At 50.4% G+C, this 13,764-nt stretch carries 17 protein-coding genes and 1 pseudogene; 15 read left to right on the top strand and 3 right to left on the bottom strand.

The features are described from left to right. Positions 1-298: 298 nt before the first annotated feature. Both IPH59_10580 and IPH59_10575 read left to right on the top strand, forming a co-directional pair. Positions 299-853, top strand: a complete 555-nt coding sequence (locus tag IPH59_10580) for a phosphatase PAP2 family protein (GenBank protein ID MBK7092143.1) — start codon at positions 299-301, stop codon at positions 851-853. Between the two features lie 1,147 nt (positions 854-2,000). Beyond that, positions 2,001-2,183 (top strand): hypothetical protein, encoded by a 183-nt coding sequence (locus IPH59_10575; protein ID MBK7092142.1) that lies wholly within the window; start codon positions 2,001-2,003, stop codon positions 2,181-2,183. A gap of 256 nt (positions 2,184-2,439) precedes the next feature. Here IPH59_10575 and IPH59_10570 read toward each other — a convergent pair whose 3' ends face one another. Next, positions 2,440-2,649: a hypothetical protein gene (locus tag IPH59_10570; protein ID MBK7092141.1), complete on the bottom strand. Its 210-nt coding sequence runs from the start codon at positions 2,647-2,649 to the stop codon at positions 2,440-2,442. Positions 2,650-2,879: 230 nt separating this feature from the next. Between IPH59_10570 and IPH59_10565 the strand changes: the two genes are divergently transcribed. The 13 genes and pseudogenes from IPH59_10565 (at position 2,880) to IPH59_10505 (ending at position 9,386) form a co-directional block, all read left to right on the top strand. After that, positions 2,880-3,515, top strand: coding sequence for a hypothetical protein (locus IPH59_10565; GenBank protein ID MBK7092140.1), 636 nt, complete (start codon positions 2,880-2,882; stop codon positions 3,513-3,515). A 228-nt stretch (positions 3,516-3,743) separates the two neighbouring features. Continuing rightward, on the top strand, positions 3,744-3,899 hold the full coding sequence (locus IPH59_10560; GenBank protein ID MBK7092139.1) for a hypothetical protein: 156 nt from the start codon (positions 3,744-3,746) through the stop codon (positions 3,897-3,899). After that, positions 3,859-4,029: a hypothetical protein gene (locus IPH59_10555; protein MBK7092138.1), complete on the top strand. Its 171-nt coding sequence runs from the start codon at positions 3,859-3,861 to the stop codon at positions 4,027-4,029. Before IPH59_10560 ends, IPH59_10555 begins: the two co-directional genes overlap by 41 nt. Next, on the top strand, positions 3,953-4,132 hold the full coding sequence (locus IPH59_10550; protein ID MBK7092137.1) for a hypothetical protein: 180 nt from the start codon (positions 3,953-3,955) through the stop codon (positions 4,130-4,132). Before IPH59_10555 ends, IPH59_10550 begins: the two co-directional genes overlap by 77 nt. Before the next feature lie 612 nt (positions 4,133-4,744). Continuing rightward, complete coding sequence (locus IPH59_10545; protein ID MBK7092136.1) at positions 4,745-4,996, top strand: hypothetical protein; 252 nt, start codon at positions 4,745-4,747, stop codon at positions 4,994-4,996. 72 nt (positions 4,997-5,068) lie between these two features. Continuing rightward, a complete protein-coding gene (locus IPH59_10540; protein ID MBK7092135.1) occupies positions 5,069-5,308 on the top strand; it encodes a hypothetical protein in 240 nt (79 codons plus the stop codon). 11 nt (positions 5,309-5,319) lie between these two features. Next, positions 5,320-5,997 (top strand): O-antigen ligase family protein, encoded by a 678-nt coding sequence (locus IPH59_10535; GenBank protein ID MBK7092134.1) that lies wholly within the window; start codon positions 5,320-5,322, stop codon positions 5,995-5,997. Positions 5,998-6,089: 92 nt separating this feature from the next. Further along, positions 6,090-6,700, top strand: a pseudogene (locus IPH59_10530) (protein-L-isoaspartate(D-aspartate) O-methyltransferase). Positions 6,701-7,045: 345 nt separating this feature from the next. After that, entirely contained in the window at positions 7,046-7,432 is a 387-nt protein-coding gene (locus IPH59_10525) for a hypothetical protein (GenBank protein MBK7092133.1), read from the top strand. After that, positions 7,432-7,650, top strand: a complete 219-nt coding sequence (locus tag IPH59_10520; protein ID MBK7092132.1) for a hypothetical protein — start codon at positions 7,432-7,434, stop codon at positions 7,648-7,650. The genes IPH59_10525 and IPH59_10520 overlap by 1 nt, the downstream gene beginning before the upstream one ends. Then, positions 7,647-7,931: a hypothetical protein gene (locus IPH59_10515; GenBank protein ID MBK7092131.1), complete on the top strand. Its 285-nt coding sequence runs from the start codon at positions 7,647-7,649 to the stop codon at positions 7,929-7,931. Before IPH59_10520 ends, IPH59_10515 begins: the two co-directional genes overlap by 4 nt. A gap of 140 nt (positions 7,932-8,071) precedes the next feature. After that, on the top strand, positions 8,072-8,440 hold the full coding sequence (locus IPH59_10510; protein MBK7092130.1) for a hypothetical protein: 369 nt from the start codon (positions 8,072-8,074) through the stop codon (positions 8,438-8,440). Then, positions 8,364-9,386: a M48 family metalloprotease gene (locus IPH59_10505; GenBank protein MBK7092129.1), complete on the top strand. Its 1,023-nt coding sequence runs from the start codon at positions 8,364-8,366 to the stop codon at positions 9,384-9,386. The genes IPH59_10510 and IPH59_10505 overlap by 77 nt, the downstream gene beginning before the upstream one ends. Here IPH59_10505 and IPH59_10500 read toward each other — a convergent pair. Both IPH59_10500 and IPH59_10495 read right to left on the bottom strand, forming a co-directional pair. Continuing rightward, on the bottom strand, positions 9,324-11,054 hold the full coding sequence (locus IPH59_10500; protein ID MBK7092128.1) for an MmgE/PrpD family protein: 1,731 nt from the start codon (positions 11,052-11,054) through the stop codon (positions 9,324-9,326). The genes IPH59_10505 and IPH59_10500 overlap by 63 nt on opposite strands. 343 nt (positions 11,055-11,397) lie before the next feature. Beyond that, positions 11,398-13,548, bottom strand: a complete 2,151-nt coding sequence (locus tag IPH59_10495) for a T9SS type A sorting domain-containing protein (GenBank protein MBK7092127.1) — start codon at positions 13,546-13,548, stop codon at positions 11,398-11,400. Between the last annotated feature and the right edge of the window lie 216 nt (positions 13,549-13,764).

The raw sequence follows: 13,764 nt of genomic DNA, 5'->3' as shown, positions 1-13,764 counted from the left end.
GATTCTATCCTGTAATGTGACTGACGTATTGGTTGGGGTAACCCGCTACTTGGCGGGGTCAAACTCGGCACTGGCGGATTGGCGAGCGCATACCGTCAATCAGCGGAAGATGTACTCAAGAATTCCAAGGTGGTCGAGAGGCTTATTATGCAGCCGTTCAGGATCAAGTTTACACACGACCTGACTTCCATCGTGATGAAAACTCTTTCCGACTTTGAGTTGAGGACAGACGCAACGAGTTACAGTGACGAGGTTGAATTACTAAGCTCCATTCGCCTATCGCGATTCGAGGAGTTCGGTGCTGTCACTGCGAGACCGCTCTCACGGCAAGATTGTGGCGGAGATAACAGGGCTGCTCATGCTTGATTGGCTCGTCGAGATTGACTCTGCGGTTTTCGTTTTCCTGAACAGCGGCATCGTGAATCCGGTGTTTGATTTTATCATGCCAATCGCGACCAATCACTGGTTTCTTCGCGGCGTGTTTGCTGTAATAGTCTTGGGGCTCTTGATATTCGGGAAAAAGCAAGAACGTATCGCCGCGATTGCGTGTATCGTAACAGTCGCGCTTGCGGATCAACTTTCGGCACAGCTAATCAAACCGTTGGTGGGCCGCATTCGCCCCTGCCACACACTAAGCCGCTTCATTTGCTGGTCAACTGTTCGCAAGGGGTTGTCGTTCCCTTCGTCGCATGCAGCCAATTCGGTGGCAATGGCCATCCACTTGTCATATCAATATCCCAAGACGATGTGGTATCTGATTGGATTCGCAGCTTTGGTTAGCTTCTCGCGAATTGCTGTTGGAGTACATTATCCCCTTGATGTGTTGGGTTGGTGCGATTGTCGGAGCGTTTAGTGGAGTGATCGTTATCCTGACTCAACGCTGGCTTTCGGCTAAATACCCGTCGCTTCGCCGGGCATAGGCCCTTCAGAATTTTGTCCATCAAACTGGAACGATTTTCCGTCCGAGCTCGTTTCCTCCTCAGATTAGTCATAATCCCTGCTTCTCTAAGTCGTTGAACCGCAACGCAAATTCTAATTACGAAACAGAACGGCACCTGATTTGCACTTGATGGCGTGACATGGAGGTCAATGGAGCGTTTACTCGGTAACTCATCAACGGCGCAAATGGAGATAAACCCAAAATACCGCGCCTGTTGCTAGCCCAGCGGCGTTGGCGAATCTTCTGGTTCACTTCGGCTGTATTTGTTGCCGCTGTTGTCGTGAATTTCAGCAGCCAAACTACTACACTTCGACCGGCACGCTGTTGCCTACCGGAAACCAGGGAGGCGGCAGTGCTCTTGGATCGCTGGCAAGTGCCATACCTGCATTGACTTGATGCGAAGTGATGCCGACCCAACTTCATCGTCACAGCTGTTTCCCGACATTTTGAAATCCGACGTCGTCCGCAGTCGCGCTTGCAGCATCATTATCACACGAGCTCTCCACGCAGTTTGATGCGACAACAATTGGACAGGGCATTTCGAGTGATCCGATAGAGCAATAGAAGGCACTGACGTCAGCCACGAGGATCAGCAAAGACAAGACTACTGAATCGTTTCCTGATTGAATTGAAATGGACCGATGCGAAGTTCGCCAGTTGGTAGCCTCCAGTACATCAAGCAAGTTGGATGCGTTTTGTTCGAGTGAGCGTTTTGCACGACTTGACGAGAATCGCTCATTCGTTCAGGGAGATTGCTGGAAACTGAATCGCGTCTTAAGTCGGCAGAAGATTCACTGATGCAATACCGCGAACAAAATCGCAATTACTATATGGGCTCTTCGCCGGAGTTGCAGCTTGAACATGAGCGCCTGATCAGAAGGTAGCCGAAGTCGGGGAGGTTTATTCCTCCTGGCACAGCAACTGGAAATGGCAACCATTGAAGCCAAGCGCAAGAAGCCTGTCGTCGCGGTGCTTGATACTCCCATCATTCCCCAAGAGAAATCAGGACCGCGACGCTTATCAAACATAGTTCAGACCGCAATTCCCCGAGCCGTTAATCGTGCTCAATGGTGACATTCTGACAGATCTTGATTTCGCCGGACTCTACAAGAAACACCTCGATTCCAATGCGGAGATTACCATTGCCGCGTACAGCAAGCGTGTGAAGATCGATCTTGGAGTGCTCGAAACAGACCGCAATCTGAGATGTGCGAATACATCGAAAAGCCGGAGTACTCGTTGAAAGTCAGCATGGGTATCTATGTGATTTCGCCAAGTGTTCTTCCTATATCCCGGCAGAGACACGTTTTGGATTTTCCGGACCTAGTCACAAGCTACTCGACAACGACAAGAAGATTCAGACTTTCCCGTTTGAAGGTATTTGGCTCGACATCGGTCGTAGTGATGACTATGCAGGCGCAACAGAGATGTATGAGCAGAATCTCCCAGACTTCTTCCGGCAAATGCAGCACACTCAAATGCCGCGATGCAACGGACAGTTAAGTCACCAGCAACATAGAAGACGAAACCAACGAGGAGCGACCTAACGGAAACAGCTTAGTGAAACGAATTGGCTTCAAAGTCATTCGCAAATTGAAGATCGTCCGCATTCGTTCCTCAAGCGTCGAGTCGATGATGATGCACTGATTCGCGAGATCGGCAGTGAGCACCTTTGTTGCTGCCCTTAGTCGATTGCCGCTAATTCTCACCGGGGACGTCCGAATCAAAGACACTCCAACGAATTGAGAAAGCCATCCCGATGACTGGTCGCGCATGAGCGAGGTTGCGCAAAATGCACTGCGCCACCGGATTTGATCTGCTTGGATCAGGGCTCTGATCTTGGTCCCGAATTGATTGGTGTACCGATTTCAAGAGCGGAAAGGCTGGGATAAGCGCGACTATCGACTGCAGAAGCTGGTCAGTCTTAGCGACAGATCAGATGAAGATTCCGTGGGAGTTGTCGCGATGCAATCACTTATTACCAATGGCGCTTTTTTATCTCAAGAACGGCGACGATTCGTATCCAAACGAGTTTGCGAATCAGGTTGTGTCGTGGGCAGAAGGCAATGAATATCTGCAAACCGTCAATTGGTCCTGCCCGATGGACACAGCAATTCGATGCATCAACTGGCTGGTTGCGTACCAGACTTTTGCGCAACAGCATAGATTCAGCGAGGAGTTCTCCAAATTCCTGACGGTCGAGTTGTATAAGGGCGCGAAGTCGATTTACGAAAATCTTGAAGTAACCGGCGACGGTCACAATACTAACCACTACTTGACCAATCTCTTGGGACTTCTCTATCTCGGCGAAGTTTTCGGCAAAACGATCCGTGCCAATAACTGGCGGCAATTTGCTATCGACGAGTTCGAGGAGGAAATGCTGGCGCAGATAAATAGCGACGGGCTCGATTATGAATCTTCCCCTACCCTATCACGGGCTTGTCACAGAGATATTCTTGATGGCGCATTTGCTGTCGACAAGTGCGACTTCCAATTTTCAGAGCAGTTCAGAAACAGGCTGTCACTTATAGGTAATGAATCTCGATCGATTCAGCGGTGCCGATGGCTTAGTTGACAATTTCGAGACAATGATGACGGTCGAATACTCAAGTTGTTTTGGCGCAAAGGCCGAGATTATCGCGACATAGTTGACTTGGGAATGTCTTTGCTGCCTCGGTACTCGCACCAATCCAACAATGACGACTCCGGAGTGCGCCTGTTTTGGTTTGTCAACTCCAAAGTCAGTGAGGCAGCCGGCACTCATTTAGACTCCGTTCACTTCGCTGAGTCGGGGATTTGCCAGATGCGTTCGCGAGACTTCACACTGAATTTCTATGCCAACCCGGTCGGTACTGCCGGACTAGGCAATCATAAGCACAATGACCTGCTGTCATTTACTCGCGCATCGGGGTACGCCAGTGTTTGTCGATCCGGCTCGTTCGAATATAGTCGTAGATGAGGATGTTCGCAACCAGTATCGATCGACGAGAAGTCACAACACGGTCGCAGTAGATGGCTGCGAAACAAATTCGGATGGTGCGGGGCCTACTGTTCCTGCTAAGGAGCGACGGTACGCCGAAGATCATTGATTGGCAAAGCAACGACGACTTTGATTTGGAGGTTGCCGAACACGATTGCTACAACCGCCTCGATGACGCTGTGACGCACCTGGCGGTCAATTTACCTGTGTAAGTCCAGCCAGGCTATTCTCATACATGACCACGTCCATGGCCGTCTGTCTCATCGGCTTCAGTTCAATTTCCATGTTGATAACATGCGGATTGAAGCACTTGAGAAATTACTTGATTCACTTCAAGCCTGCAAGTTCTGAGAGCGGTTTGTTGTTCGCCAATTGTGATGAAACCAAGCCATTTCAGATCGGGACGAATTGGATTTCGCCTCGTATGGCGTGAAGTATCCGGCGATTAGCTTGTCTACTGAGTTCGAAAGTCAGCTACCCTACTCGACAACATTCGCAATCATGCCTCCGGACCGAATGCAATCCAATGGAAACAATGATGCAGATACGGAAACTACGGCAGAAACTGCAATGGTAGTTCCGGAGCTACTTCGAAACCGAGCATTGCTCTTGTTCGACTAGCGCGGACTGCCGTCGCCTCTTTCTTTGCTCTAGACCGCTTTCACTTCCGAATTGCTTACTTTGGGTGCCGGGTGCGCTGTTGCCGCAGCAGGTGTTTATCTGGCGATTGCGAAACAGCAGGCTGTGTACATGTTGTTGATAGCGGCACTTCCGCTTGGAAGCAACCTTTGTTGTCGAGGCCGGCTTCTCAATCACGCCCTATTATGTTCTTCTTCGGCTTACTGATAGTATCCTATGTAATCCACGGCAAACATGTCGGTCTTGCAGAGACACCATCGTGGCTGTTTATCACATACTTCGTGATCTGCACACTTTCACCGGTTGTGGGTCTCTTCCACAGCGCCGCCCGAGGTTCACGCAAGTTCAGCAATGGCATGGCGAGCCTCGGCAATGCGCCCTCTGATTCAGTGGATTCTGACGGCGGTGCACATTCTGTTCTTTCGTTGTTGTATTGAACGGCATTCGATCTCGTGATGACATTCTTTCTTCTGTGAAGCCTCTATCTTTGGATTGGCCTTGGACTGGGATTGATCGGTTGTTGGCAGACGCTCGCCGTAGCGCTTGATCTTCCGGGTAAGGACTTCACGCACGCATTTGGAGCGGCGGCAGACCAGGGATACCAATACGGAAAGACTCGATTCTATTCAGCTTTCATCGCTGATTTTGCACCGCGAGCGACATTTCGCGAGTCGCTGCACCTCGCATTACCTGGTTTCGTTCTTACCTTTGGCAATCGGGATCGTTCTATATCGCAAGCAATTGCCTGAGTCGTGGAGAATTGGACGACCCTGATACTTGTGGTGATAGTCTCGCGACTTTGCTCTTGACGATGTCGCGTTTAGGATGGATTGCATTTGCAGGAGCCATGGCGTTCATGTTTTGCTTCTGCTCCAAGGCGCGAATGTTGAAAGCAGCGGCGGCGACAATTGCGGTGATCGCAGTAGCAGGTCTGGCGCTCAAGTCGCTCGGCTATTTTCGATTTGATCTGGATATTTGGGAGCTGATGCAATTGCGAATGGATTTCGAGAAGCTCGGCGCCGATCCGCGCGTGCTCTATCTGCAAACACTCTGGGCGACATTTGTTCAGTACCCTTTGCTTGGTGTAGGCATCGGCAACTACGGATTATTCGGCGCAGCCCGACTTGGAATGGATGTTGTGCTCTCAGCCCATTCGGTGCTTCTCAATTCATTGGTCGAAACAGGTATAATTGGCTTTGCCGTGCTTTGCAGCGTCATTGTTCACTTCTTCTGGAGTGCCATCGGTACAATTCGCAAGTCGCGCACTCTCGCCGCATTCCCAATGTTGGTCGGAGTTTGTGCCGGTGTGTTCGGCATGACAATCCAGTATTGCACATTCGGCGATCGCCCCGGATTTCACTATCTCTTCATGATAGCACTCGGATATGCAATGATTCGCTTCATCAGACAAAATCCATTGCCGAGTACAGTCAATTAGGCTAGTTTCATGATGCAATTGCATCCAATAATCTGTAAAGGCTGCTGATGAACGAGCAATCGACTGATCCGTTTTACTACCAACGACAGATGATGTTGGAGAAACAATTGGCCGGGCGCGACATTGTGAACAAGGCTGTGTTGGATACGACGGGAACCCTGCCAAGGCACGAATTTGTTCCCGATAAACATCGCTCAGAAAGCTATGCCGATAATCCCTCTGCCTATTGGATTCGAACAGACAATTTCGCAACCGTATATTGTCGCGCTAATGACGCAACTTGCGCGCATAGACGCATCATCCCGCGTTCTTGAGATTGGTACCGGATCTGGATATCAAACAGCTGTCCTGGCCAGTATTGCCGCTGAGGTTGCGACAATCGAGATAGTCGAACCATTGTTCCGAGCAAGCGCGTGCGACACTAAGCCGATTGGGATTCGAAAATATTCACTTCCGATGCGGCGATGGTCGACGCGGGTGGCCTGAACGAGCTCCCTTTGATGCCATCGTTGTTACTGCCGCTCCATCAAAACTGCCGCCTGAACTGACGTCGCAACTCAAAGACAACGGTAGACTGATCATACCGGTCGGTTCGGATCATCAAGAGCTGCTTCAGATCGTCAAGTGTGCCGGCGGTGAAACAGTCAAGTCCATTGTGCCGGTCAGATTTGTGCCTATGATCGGCGAAGACTTAGAGTTCTGATTTCGCCTTCTTGTTGACTCTTCATTCATTTCCGAATAACTTTCACCAACAATCTGCGTGGAACAGTTTCCATTTAGGAGTGCCATTGGAATCGCTCGATCAGTTTAAGAATTCGGAGTTGATCTACATAGTACTGCTCTTCGCACTGTTTGTCCTCCCGCGATTTCTGCAGCGATTTCGACTTCCGTCAGCAATAACTTGTGTGTTCCTGGGACTCGGCGCCGGAGTGGACTTTCGCTCTTTGCGCACGACAATACAATCGGACTGCTTGCGACGTTTGGGATCGTTGCCCTATTCTTGTTTGCCGGTTTAGAGATCAATTTTTCTGAGCTGCGTTCACACGCTTTGGTCCTCCTGCAGTACGTTGTTTTTCACTTAATCGGACTCGCTGCAGTTAGCTATGGCGCCATGCTGGTTTTTGACCTCGCGATCCGCCCGGCAGTACTCGTTGCTTTAGCATTAATGACGCCCTCAGCAGGATTCATTCTCGATTCACTCAAGGCGCTCCACCTTGATGAGCGCGAGCAATTCTGGGTTCGAACTAAGGTGATATCGATTGAGTTGATTGCGTTGGCGGCCCTTTTCGCTGTAGTGCAGTCGGCAAGTGCAACTCGTTTCTCGGTATCCTTGCTAGTTCTGGTTCTACTGATCGCAATTCTGCCACTGCTATTGAAATTCTTCGCAAGGTGCTGTTGCCGTATGCACCTCGATCTGAGTTTGCTTTCCTGCTGATGTTGGCAGTAGTTTGCGCATTTGTGACTCGCGAGTTGGGAGTTTACTATCTTGTTGGCGCCTTCGTAGCTGGAGTAGCGGCTCAAAGATTTCGTGAGGAGCTGCCGGCGATGGCATCGGAGCAGATGTTGCATGCAGTAGAGTTGTTTGCCTCGGTGTTCGTGCCATTTTATTTCTTCAATGCCGGTTTGCACCTTGTCGAGATGATTTCTCGATGAACGCTTTGATCACCGGTGCCGGTTTTCTTGTCGTTATGGTACCGGTCCGGCTGTTGTGGATTGGATTGCATCGCAAGATAGCGCTCAAGGAATCTATCGCAGGAGGAGTGCGAATCGGTGTCGCGATGATACCGACGCTGGTTTTCACGCTGGTTATTGCCGGAATCTTGCGCGACAAGTTTGAAGTTAGCGGGGCAATCTTCGGCGGATTGATTATTTATACACTTGTGAACACTCTCATCCCCGGATTTGTCCTTCGGATACCACCGCCAGCCTTTTGACGCACCGCATATCAGCCCTGCTCCTACCGAGGTGCGGAAACAGGCAAATAGTATTAGGGCGAGTGCTCTTGTTGTTTGGCAGTTGGGTGCGTATAATCTGTAGGGTCGAAAACTGTTACACTAAACATGGTGGTGGAGATATGAGTGTTTTGAATTTGAAAGACTATTCGATGAATATGCGCACTGTCCAGAAATGCAGATTAGTGATTCTGCTACTCGCGTTGTTGGCAAGCGCTGCAGTCATGATCAACGGTTGTGCCACTAACGCTGCGACCGGCAAGCGGCAATTCAACCTGATTAGTGAGTCGCAAGAAATTGCAATTGTCCGGGATGCTGATAAACAGATCTCAGCACAGATGGGGCTCTATCCCAATGATGCACTACAAAAGTATGTCAGCGACCTTGGATTGAAAATGGCTGCTAGTGACGCAGATGAGCACTGCGCAGATTACTCAACTTGGTCTCGGTGTTTCGACACTGCTGGAACCGCGATTGCAGCGATATGCTAACGCAGCCAGCCAAGGGCTGGGACTCTTGTTTCTGAAGTTCGGTCGTGATGACGAAACTGAGGCCGATGCACTTGGCCTCAGGTATATGCGCCGCATAAACAAGGATCCGCGTGAGCTGGTCGGTGTAATGGAAATGCTTGATGGTGTGACGCAGGCTGCCGGCGGAAGCGATGTACCTGAATGGTTGTCAACTCATCCGAACCCGGGGAACCGTGCGCAGAACATTCTCGGGCAACTTGATACAATGTCCATCGCATCGGGAAGCGAAGTCAATCGAGAGAAATACCTTGAGATGATTGACGGAATCGTGTTCGGCGATAATCCGCGACATGGTTATTTCAAGGAAAGCCTCTTCCTGCATCCTGATTTCAAGTTTCGCTATGAATTTCCGCAAGGCTGGCGCACCGCGAATCAGGTCCAGGGTGTTGTTGGAATTAGTGCCAATCAAGATGCGATGATACAGCTGACTCTTGCCGAAGGAAGTTCGCACACCGAAGCAGCCAACGGATTCTTCAGCCAACAGGGCGTCGTCGCAACCGGCCGTCAATCAGCAAACGTAAATGGAATTCCGGCATCTTGGGGCAAGTTCAGTGTTGCGACTGAGAGTGGAGAACTACGCGGTGTAGCGTACTTTTACAGTTATGACAGCAAGATATTCCAGATCCTCGCGTACGGCACCGCGGCCGGATGGAGTGCGAACGAGCAGGCGGCAACCAACTCGACAAAGAGCTTCGCCAAATTGACCGACGCCAAGGCATTGGCTGTACAGCCTTGGAAATTGAAGATTGTTACGCTCAATGAGGCGATGACGTTAGATCAGTTTGCACAGAAGTATCCTACGCCGGTTTCGATTGACGTACTTGGTATCATCAATCGCACCGATTCAAATACGAGATTCATCAAGGGAAATAAGCTCAAAACGGTGGTTGGAGAGAAGCTGCCGTAAAGACGCCCTCACCCCTGCCCTCTCCCGCCGCAGGCGGAGAGGGGTTAGCGGCTCAGTAACCATTTCTTCCGAATAAAGAGAATTACTTGCGACGCTTCGGTCGCGCCTTCGGCTTTGACGTCTTTTCACTGTCGGTTTCGCCTTGGCTTTGGCTTTCTTCTGAGGCTTTGCCTTAGGCTTCGTTGGCGCCTTTGCTTTGACCTTAGCTTTCGGTTTAGCTTTCGCCTTGGCTGCGGGTTTGGCTTTCGCCTTAGTCGCGGCTTTAACTTTCATAGTGGGTTTGGCTGAGCCGGTTCCCGGCATCACCATACTCGCGACGAATTGATCGATCTTCTTGATGTTTTCCAGATTGCGAATATTCGCGACGATTTTGGCGCGCTGGGCATCATTCATGTAAGGCTTGGTGAGCCCGTAGAACTTATCCATCAAGTCTTGATCAGTCATCGGTTCGCGCGGATCACCCTGCGCGAAATCAACCGACTGCGAGAGCATCTCACCAGACTTGAGTTTCAGATCAACGCGTGATGGCTGGACCTTCGGGAAGCGCGCTTCCAGTTCGTCATCAGCCAGTACTTTGATCTTCTGAATAAAGTCGATCAAGGTCGGGTCGGCGATGCGCTCCGGCAAGAACTGTAGCGGCGTAACCATGCGATCCATGATTGCGGCACCGACGCAGTACGGCATTGAGTGATCGGCGGTTTCCTTTTCCTTCGGATGGTACTTGCTGGGGTCAGCGAGAATATCAACAGCGCGATGTATCGTGTAGACCGTGACTTCTTCGATTTGATCCCAAGTGACGTTCTTGTCCTTGATGAGCTTAAGGGCTGCGGTCACCGGCGATTGAGTGAGGTACTCGGTCGGAAACGCTTTGTAGGCGATATCCGGTACGCGCCAGTCGGTACCAAGTCCGTTGAAAAGGACTTCAGTTTCGAAGTTGCCGCCGAGAACTTTGTATAAGCCTTCCTTGCCTTCAAAGATCTCGATAGTGCCGGTGTAGCCTTCCTTGGCAAGCAATGCCGAAATCACGCCTGCGTGCGTCGAAAGTGGGTCGGCAGTATTTTTCATCATTGAAAGTTTCCCTGCGGCGATGGCTCCGGGAGTGAACGAGCGGCAACCCGAGATGGCAATAGCATGCATCAGTTGTTCGGCGTTGAGTCCGAGCATCTTCCCTGCCGATAGCGGCGAGACAAATGCCGTCAAGGTTGCGTGGTGCCAGCCTCTTTCGCGAATGCCCGGATGTGCAAACTCGCACATACGCATTTCGATTTCGTGGCCGATGACGATTGCCATCAGAAGATCCTTGCCGCTGCGTCCTTCGCGCTCGCCAAGTGCGATCGCTGCGGGGATAATATCGGATGGGTGCGAAGGGTCTTCCTTCCAATAAATGTCGTTGTAATCCATCGAACGCGTCTGGATAGCGTTCATCAGTGCGGCGTTGTAGCTGTTCGTTTTCTTGTTTGAGCCGAGAATCGTTGACTCGGGTGTGCCGCCAAGTGCGTCAATTACTTTGCGCACGACTTTGGCGTCATGCGAATGATATCCGCCGAGACAACAGGCCATCGCATCAAGCAAAATGCGTTTGGCGGATTCAATTACGTGCGGCGGGATGTCTTCGTATTTCAGATTGTAGACCCAGTCGGCAAGTCTTTGGGAAACGCTTTTGTCCATACTATCCTCGAATTTTGTTTAAGTCCATAATTGGCTTGGGAAGTTAAGAAAATCGGAAGTCAACGTCAAGAGGACGATCAATAGCTGTTCGACGCAATGATTTATTTTGCGGACGGTCCAGATAGGACCTGAACGCGGCAACATGATGATCGCTTTCAGAGTGCAAACACGCCTTCAACCGCGATTCCAAGGAGACGAAACGGCAGCATTAATAGCCAGACAAACGGGATAGAGGATGAGTGCCAAAGGCCAAGGGCCAGCAGAGGATTAGGAGAATGAGCCACAAAATGAAGGTTAGCATTTGATACTACTGCAAAGAACCAGCCTTATCTGTTCAATTCCACTATTTCAGAAGCACCATCTTGCGCGATGTCTGGAAATCCCCGGCTCTCATCCGATAGAAGTAGACGCCACTGGCAACAGGATGGCCAAAGCTATCGCGCCCATCCCATTCGACTGAATGGTTCCCACTTTGGAGATCCTTGTCCAGAAGCGTGCGGACTCGCTGTCCAGCGATATTGAATATGCTGAGCTCCACGTGCGATGGCTTGCGCAAATCGAGGCTGATCTTAGTCGTGGCGTTGAATGGATTTGGATTATTCTGCGAGAGAGAGAAATTCACCGGCAAGCCATCGACTTCATCGTCAACATCCAATGCTTGATCCAGATGGAAGAAAGTGATTCCTGAACTGGTGGCTGCATAAAGATCATCTTCGATTAGTATGAAGTCGTTAATATAATCTCCGACGTGCAAAGTCTGAGCCAAGATCGGCATCGACATGTCAGCAAGATCAAAGACCTCCATTGAATTCCATCGGCTAAGCACAGCGAGATCCGATCGAATTTCCGCTTCAATCACTCCGACATCAGTAACATATGGATAGCTATACTGCCGGAAAGTTAAGGTCGGGTTACTCGGATCAGAGATGTCGAATAGCATAAGTCCTGCCGCCTGATTAACGACCGCCAATACAGAGTTTTCAATCTCCACACTCCTTGGCGACATATATTGGCAGACAAATCCCCCTCCGCCGTCTCCAGGCGGGTTTTCCCAGTAACAACTTTGAGGCAGGTCGCTGAATGAATAGACCAAATTCGCATTCACCTCGTCTCCAAGAGAATATAGTTCAATGCCCGGGTGATAGGGCGTGAGATTGGCGGCAATTGCGATCATTCTGTCACCGACTGCTCGAACGTGCCCGTATCCAGCTCGAAGCACAGAAAGCTCAATTGGCACAGCCGGATTTCTAAAATCGGCAGCTACAACGGGGCCGTCGCCTTTGTTGAAAATGAGCGTATCACCGTTGAGTGAACTGGCGGCGCTACCATTCCAAGGGGTCCCTAGAGTAGCTGATAGCCACAGTGAGTCGTTACCTACCAATTCGAATACCCGAAGGCTATCATCTCCGAACTTAGAATAGACTCGGCCGGCAACAACGTTTACATCAAGCACACCGCAGCCTTCGACCTCACAACCCGGCAGAGACCATGTAGTAACCGGTGAAGCGCCGGTAGATCCTGAAATGTCGTAGACCATCAAACCGTCAGTGCCGTGCGCCACGAACAGCTTCCCATCGCTGATTTCGATGTCGCGAGGATAGTCCTTGGGTCCAAACTGCATCTGCGCTACAGGCAGCGCAGGGTTAGTCAAATCCAATGAACGAAGTATTCGTCCATCCGACGTGAAGACCGTGTTACCGGAGTGTGTGATGCCGTACATTCCACCCGCCTTGCTGTGCATCCCAATTGAAACAGGATTTCTTGGATTAGTAACGCTGACAATGCGAAGTGAATTGTGGCGGTCTCCGAGTAAAACTAGGTCTCCAAGAATATCAATCTGCACGGGACCGAAAGAAGTTTCCAGAGTACCCAGTTTGGCGGGTACCGATGCCGTTCTCAAATCCCAGACTTGCAGATCAGGATTATCGGAGCAAACAAAAGCAGTGTCATTCCGCACTACAAAATTACCGACATCTCCCAGGTCGTCGGTCGTGCCGATCAATTGGGGAATTGCTGGATCAGAGATATCAAATGTGCAGATCCTGTTATTGTCCGATGTGCCGCCAATTGCGTAGACTCTATTGCCTTGTAGCTGCAGCGCCAGCCCCCACCTGCCGACTTCTACGCGCCGAACAAGTTCTGGGTGCATGGGATTGCTTATGTCTATGACACTCAGGAAGAACCCATCTCCCGGGTTGCCGTCCAAAAGGTAAGCGTAATCTCCTCTTGCCACTACCGAGACGGGCCAAACATCAGTTGGAAGCGAACCACGGAGCAATAGTCTATTGTCCTGCGTAATCTCGATTGTGGAGATGCGATCCCTTTGGTCAATTACCAACATGAGATTATCGATGAGATAGTGTGACTGAGGTGCGCCGTCGAGGTGGAGTCTCGAAATCTCACTCGGAGAATTCGGATTTGTAATGTCTAGTAGTCTGATCCCCTGCGGGTTGAGGCAGTATGCTACGTTACTTCTGACTTCAAAGTCTAGCACACCCTGCCAAAGTATGGTCTCTGTGTAGCTGAATTGAGTTGCCCCCAACAAGGATGCAAAAATGCTGAACGCCAGCGCGAACAACGCGATGGCAAAAGTGTGCTTTGCAGGGCACAGGCGGTCAAAAACTGATCGATGCAGGTTTCCCCCGACGTTTGATGTTGACTTGTGTATAATATACGTATCATGGCAATTTTTGTCAATTTTAAACGCCAA

Source organism: bacterium, assembly GCA_016708315.1.
GTDB lineage: Bacteria > Zixibacteria > MSB-5A5 > CAIYYT01 > CAIYYT01 > JADJGC01.
The sequence above is the reverse complement of the archived record's forward strand: the minus strand, read 5'-3'. Positions and strand labels throughout refer to the sequence as shown.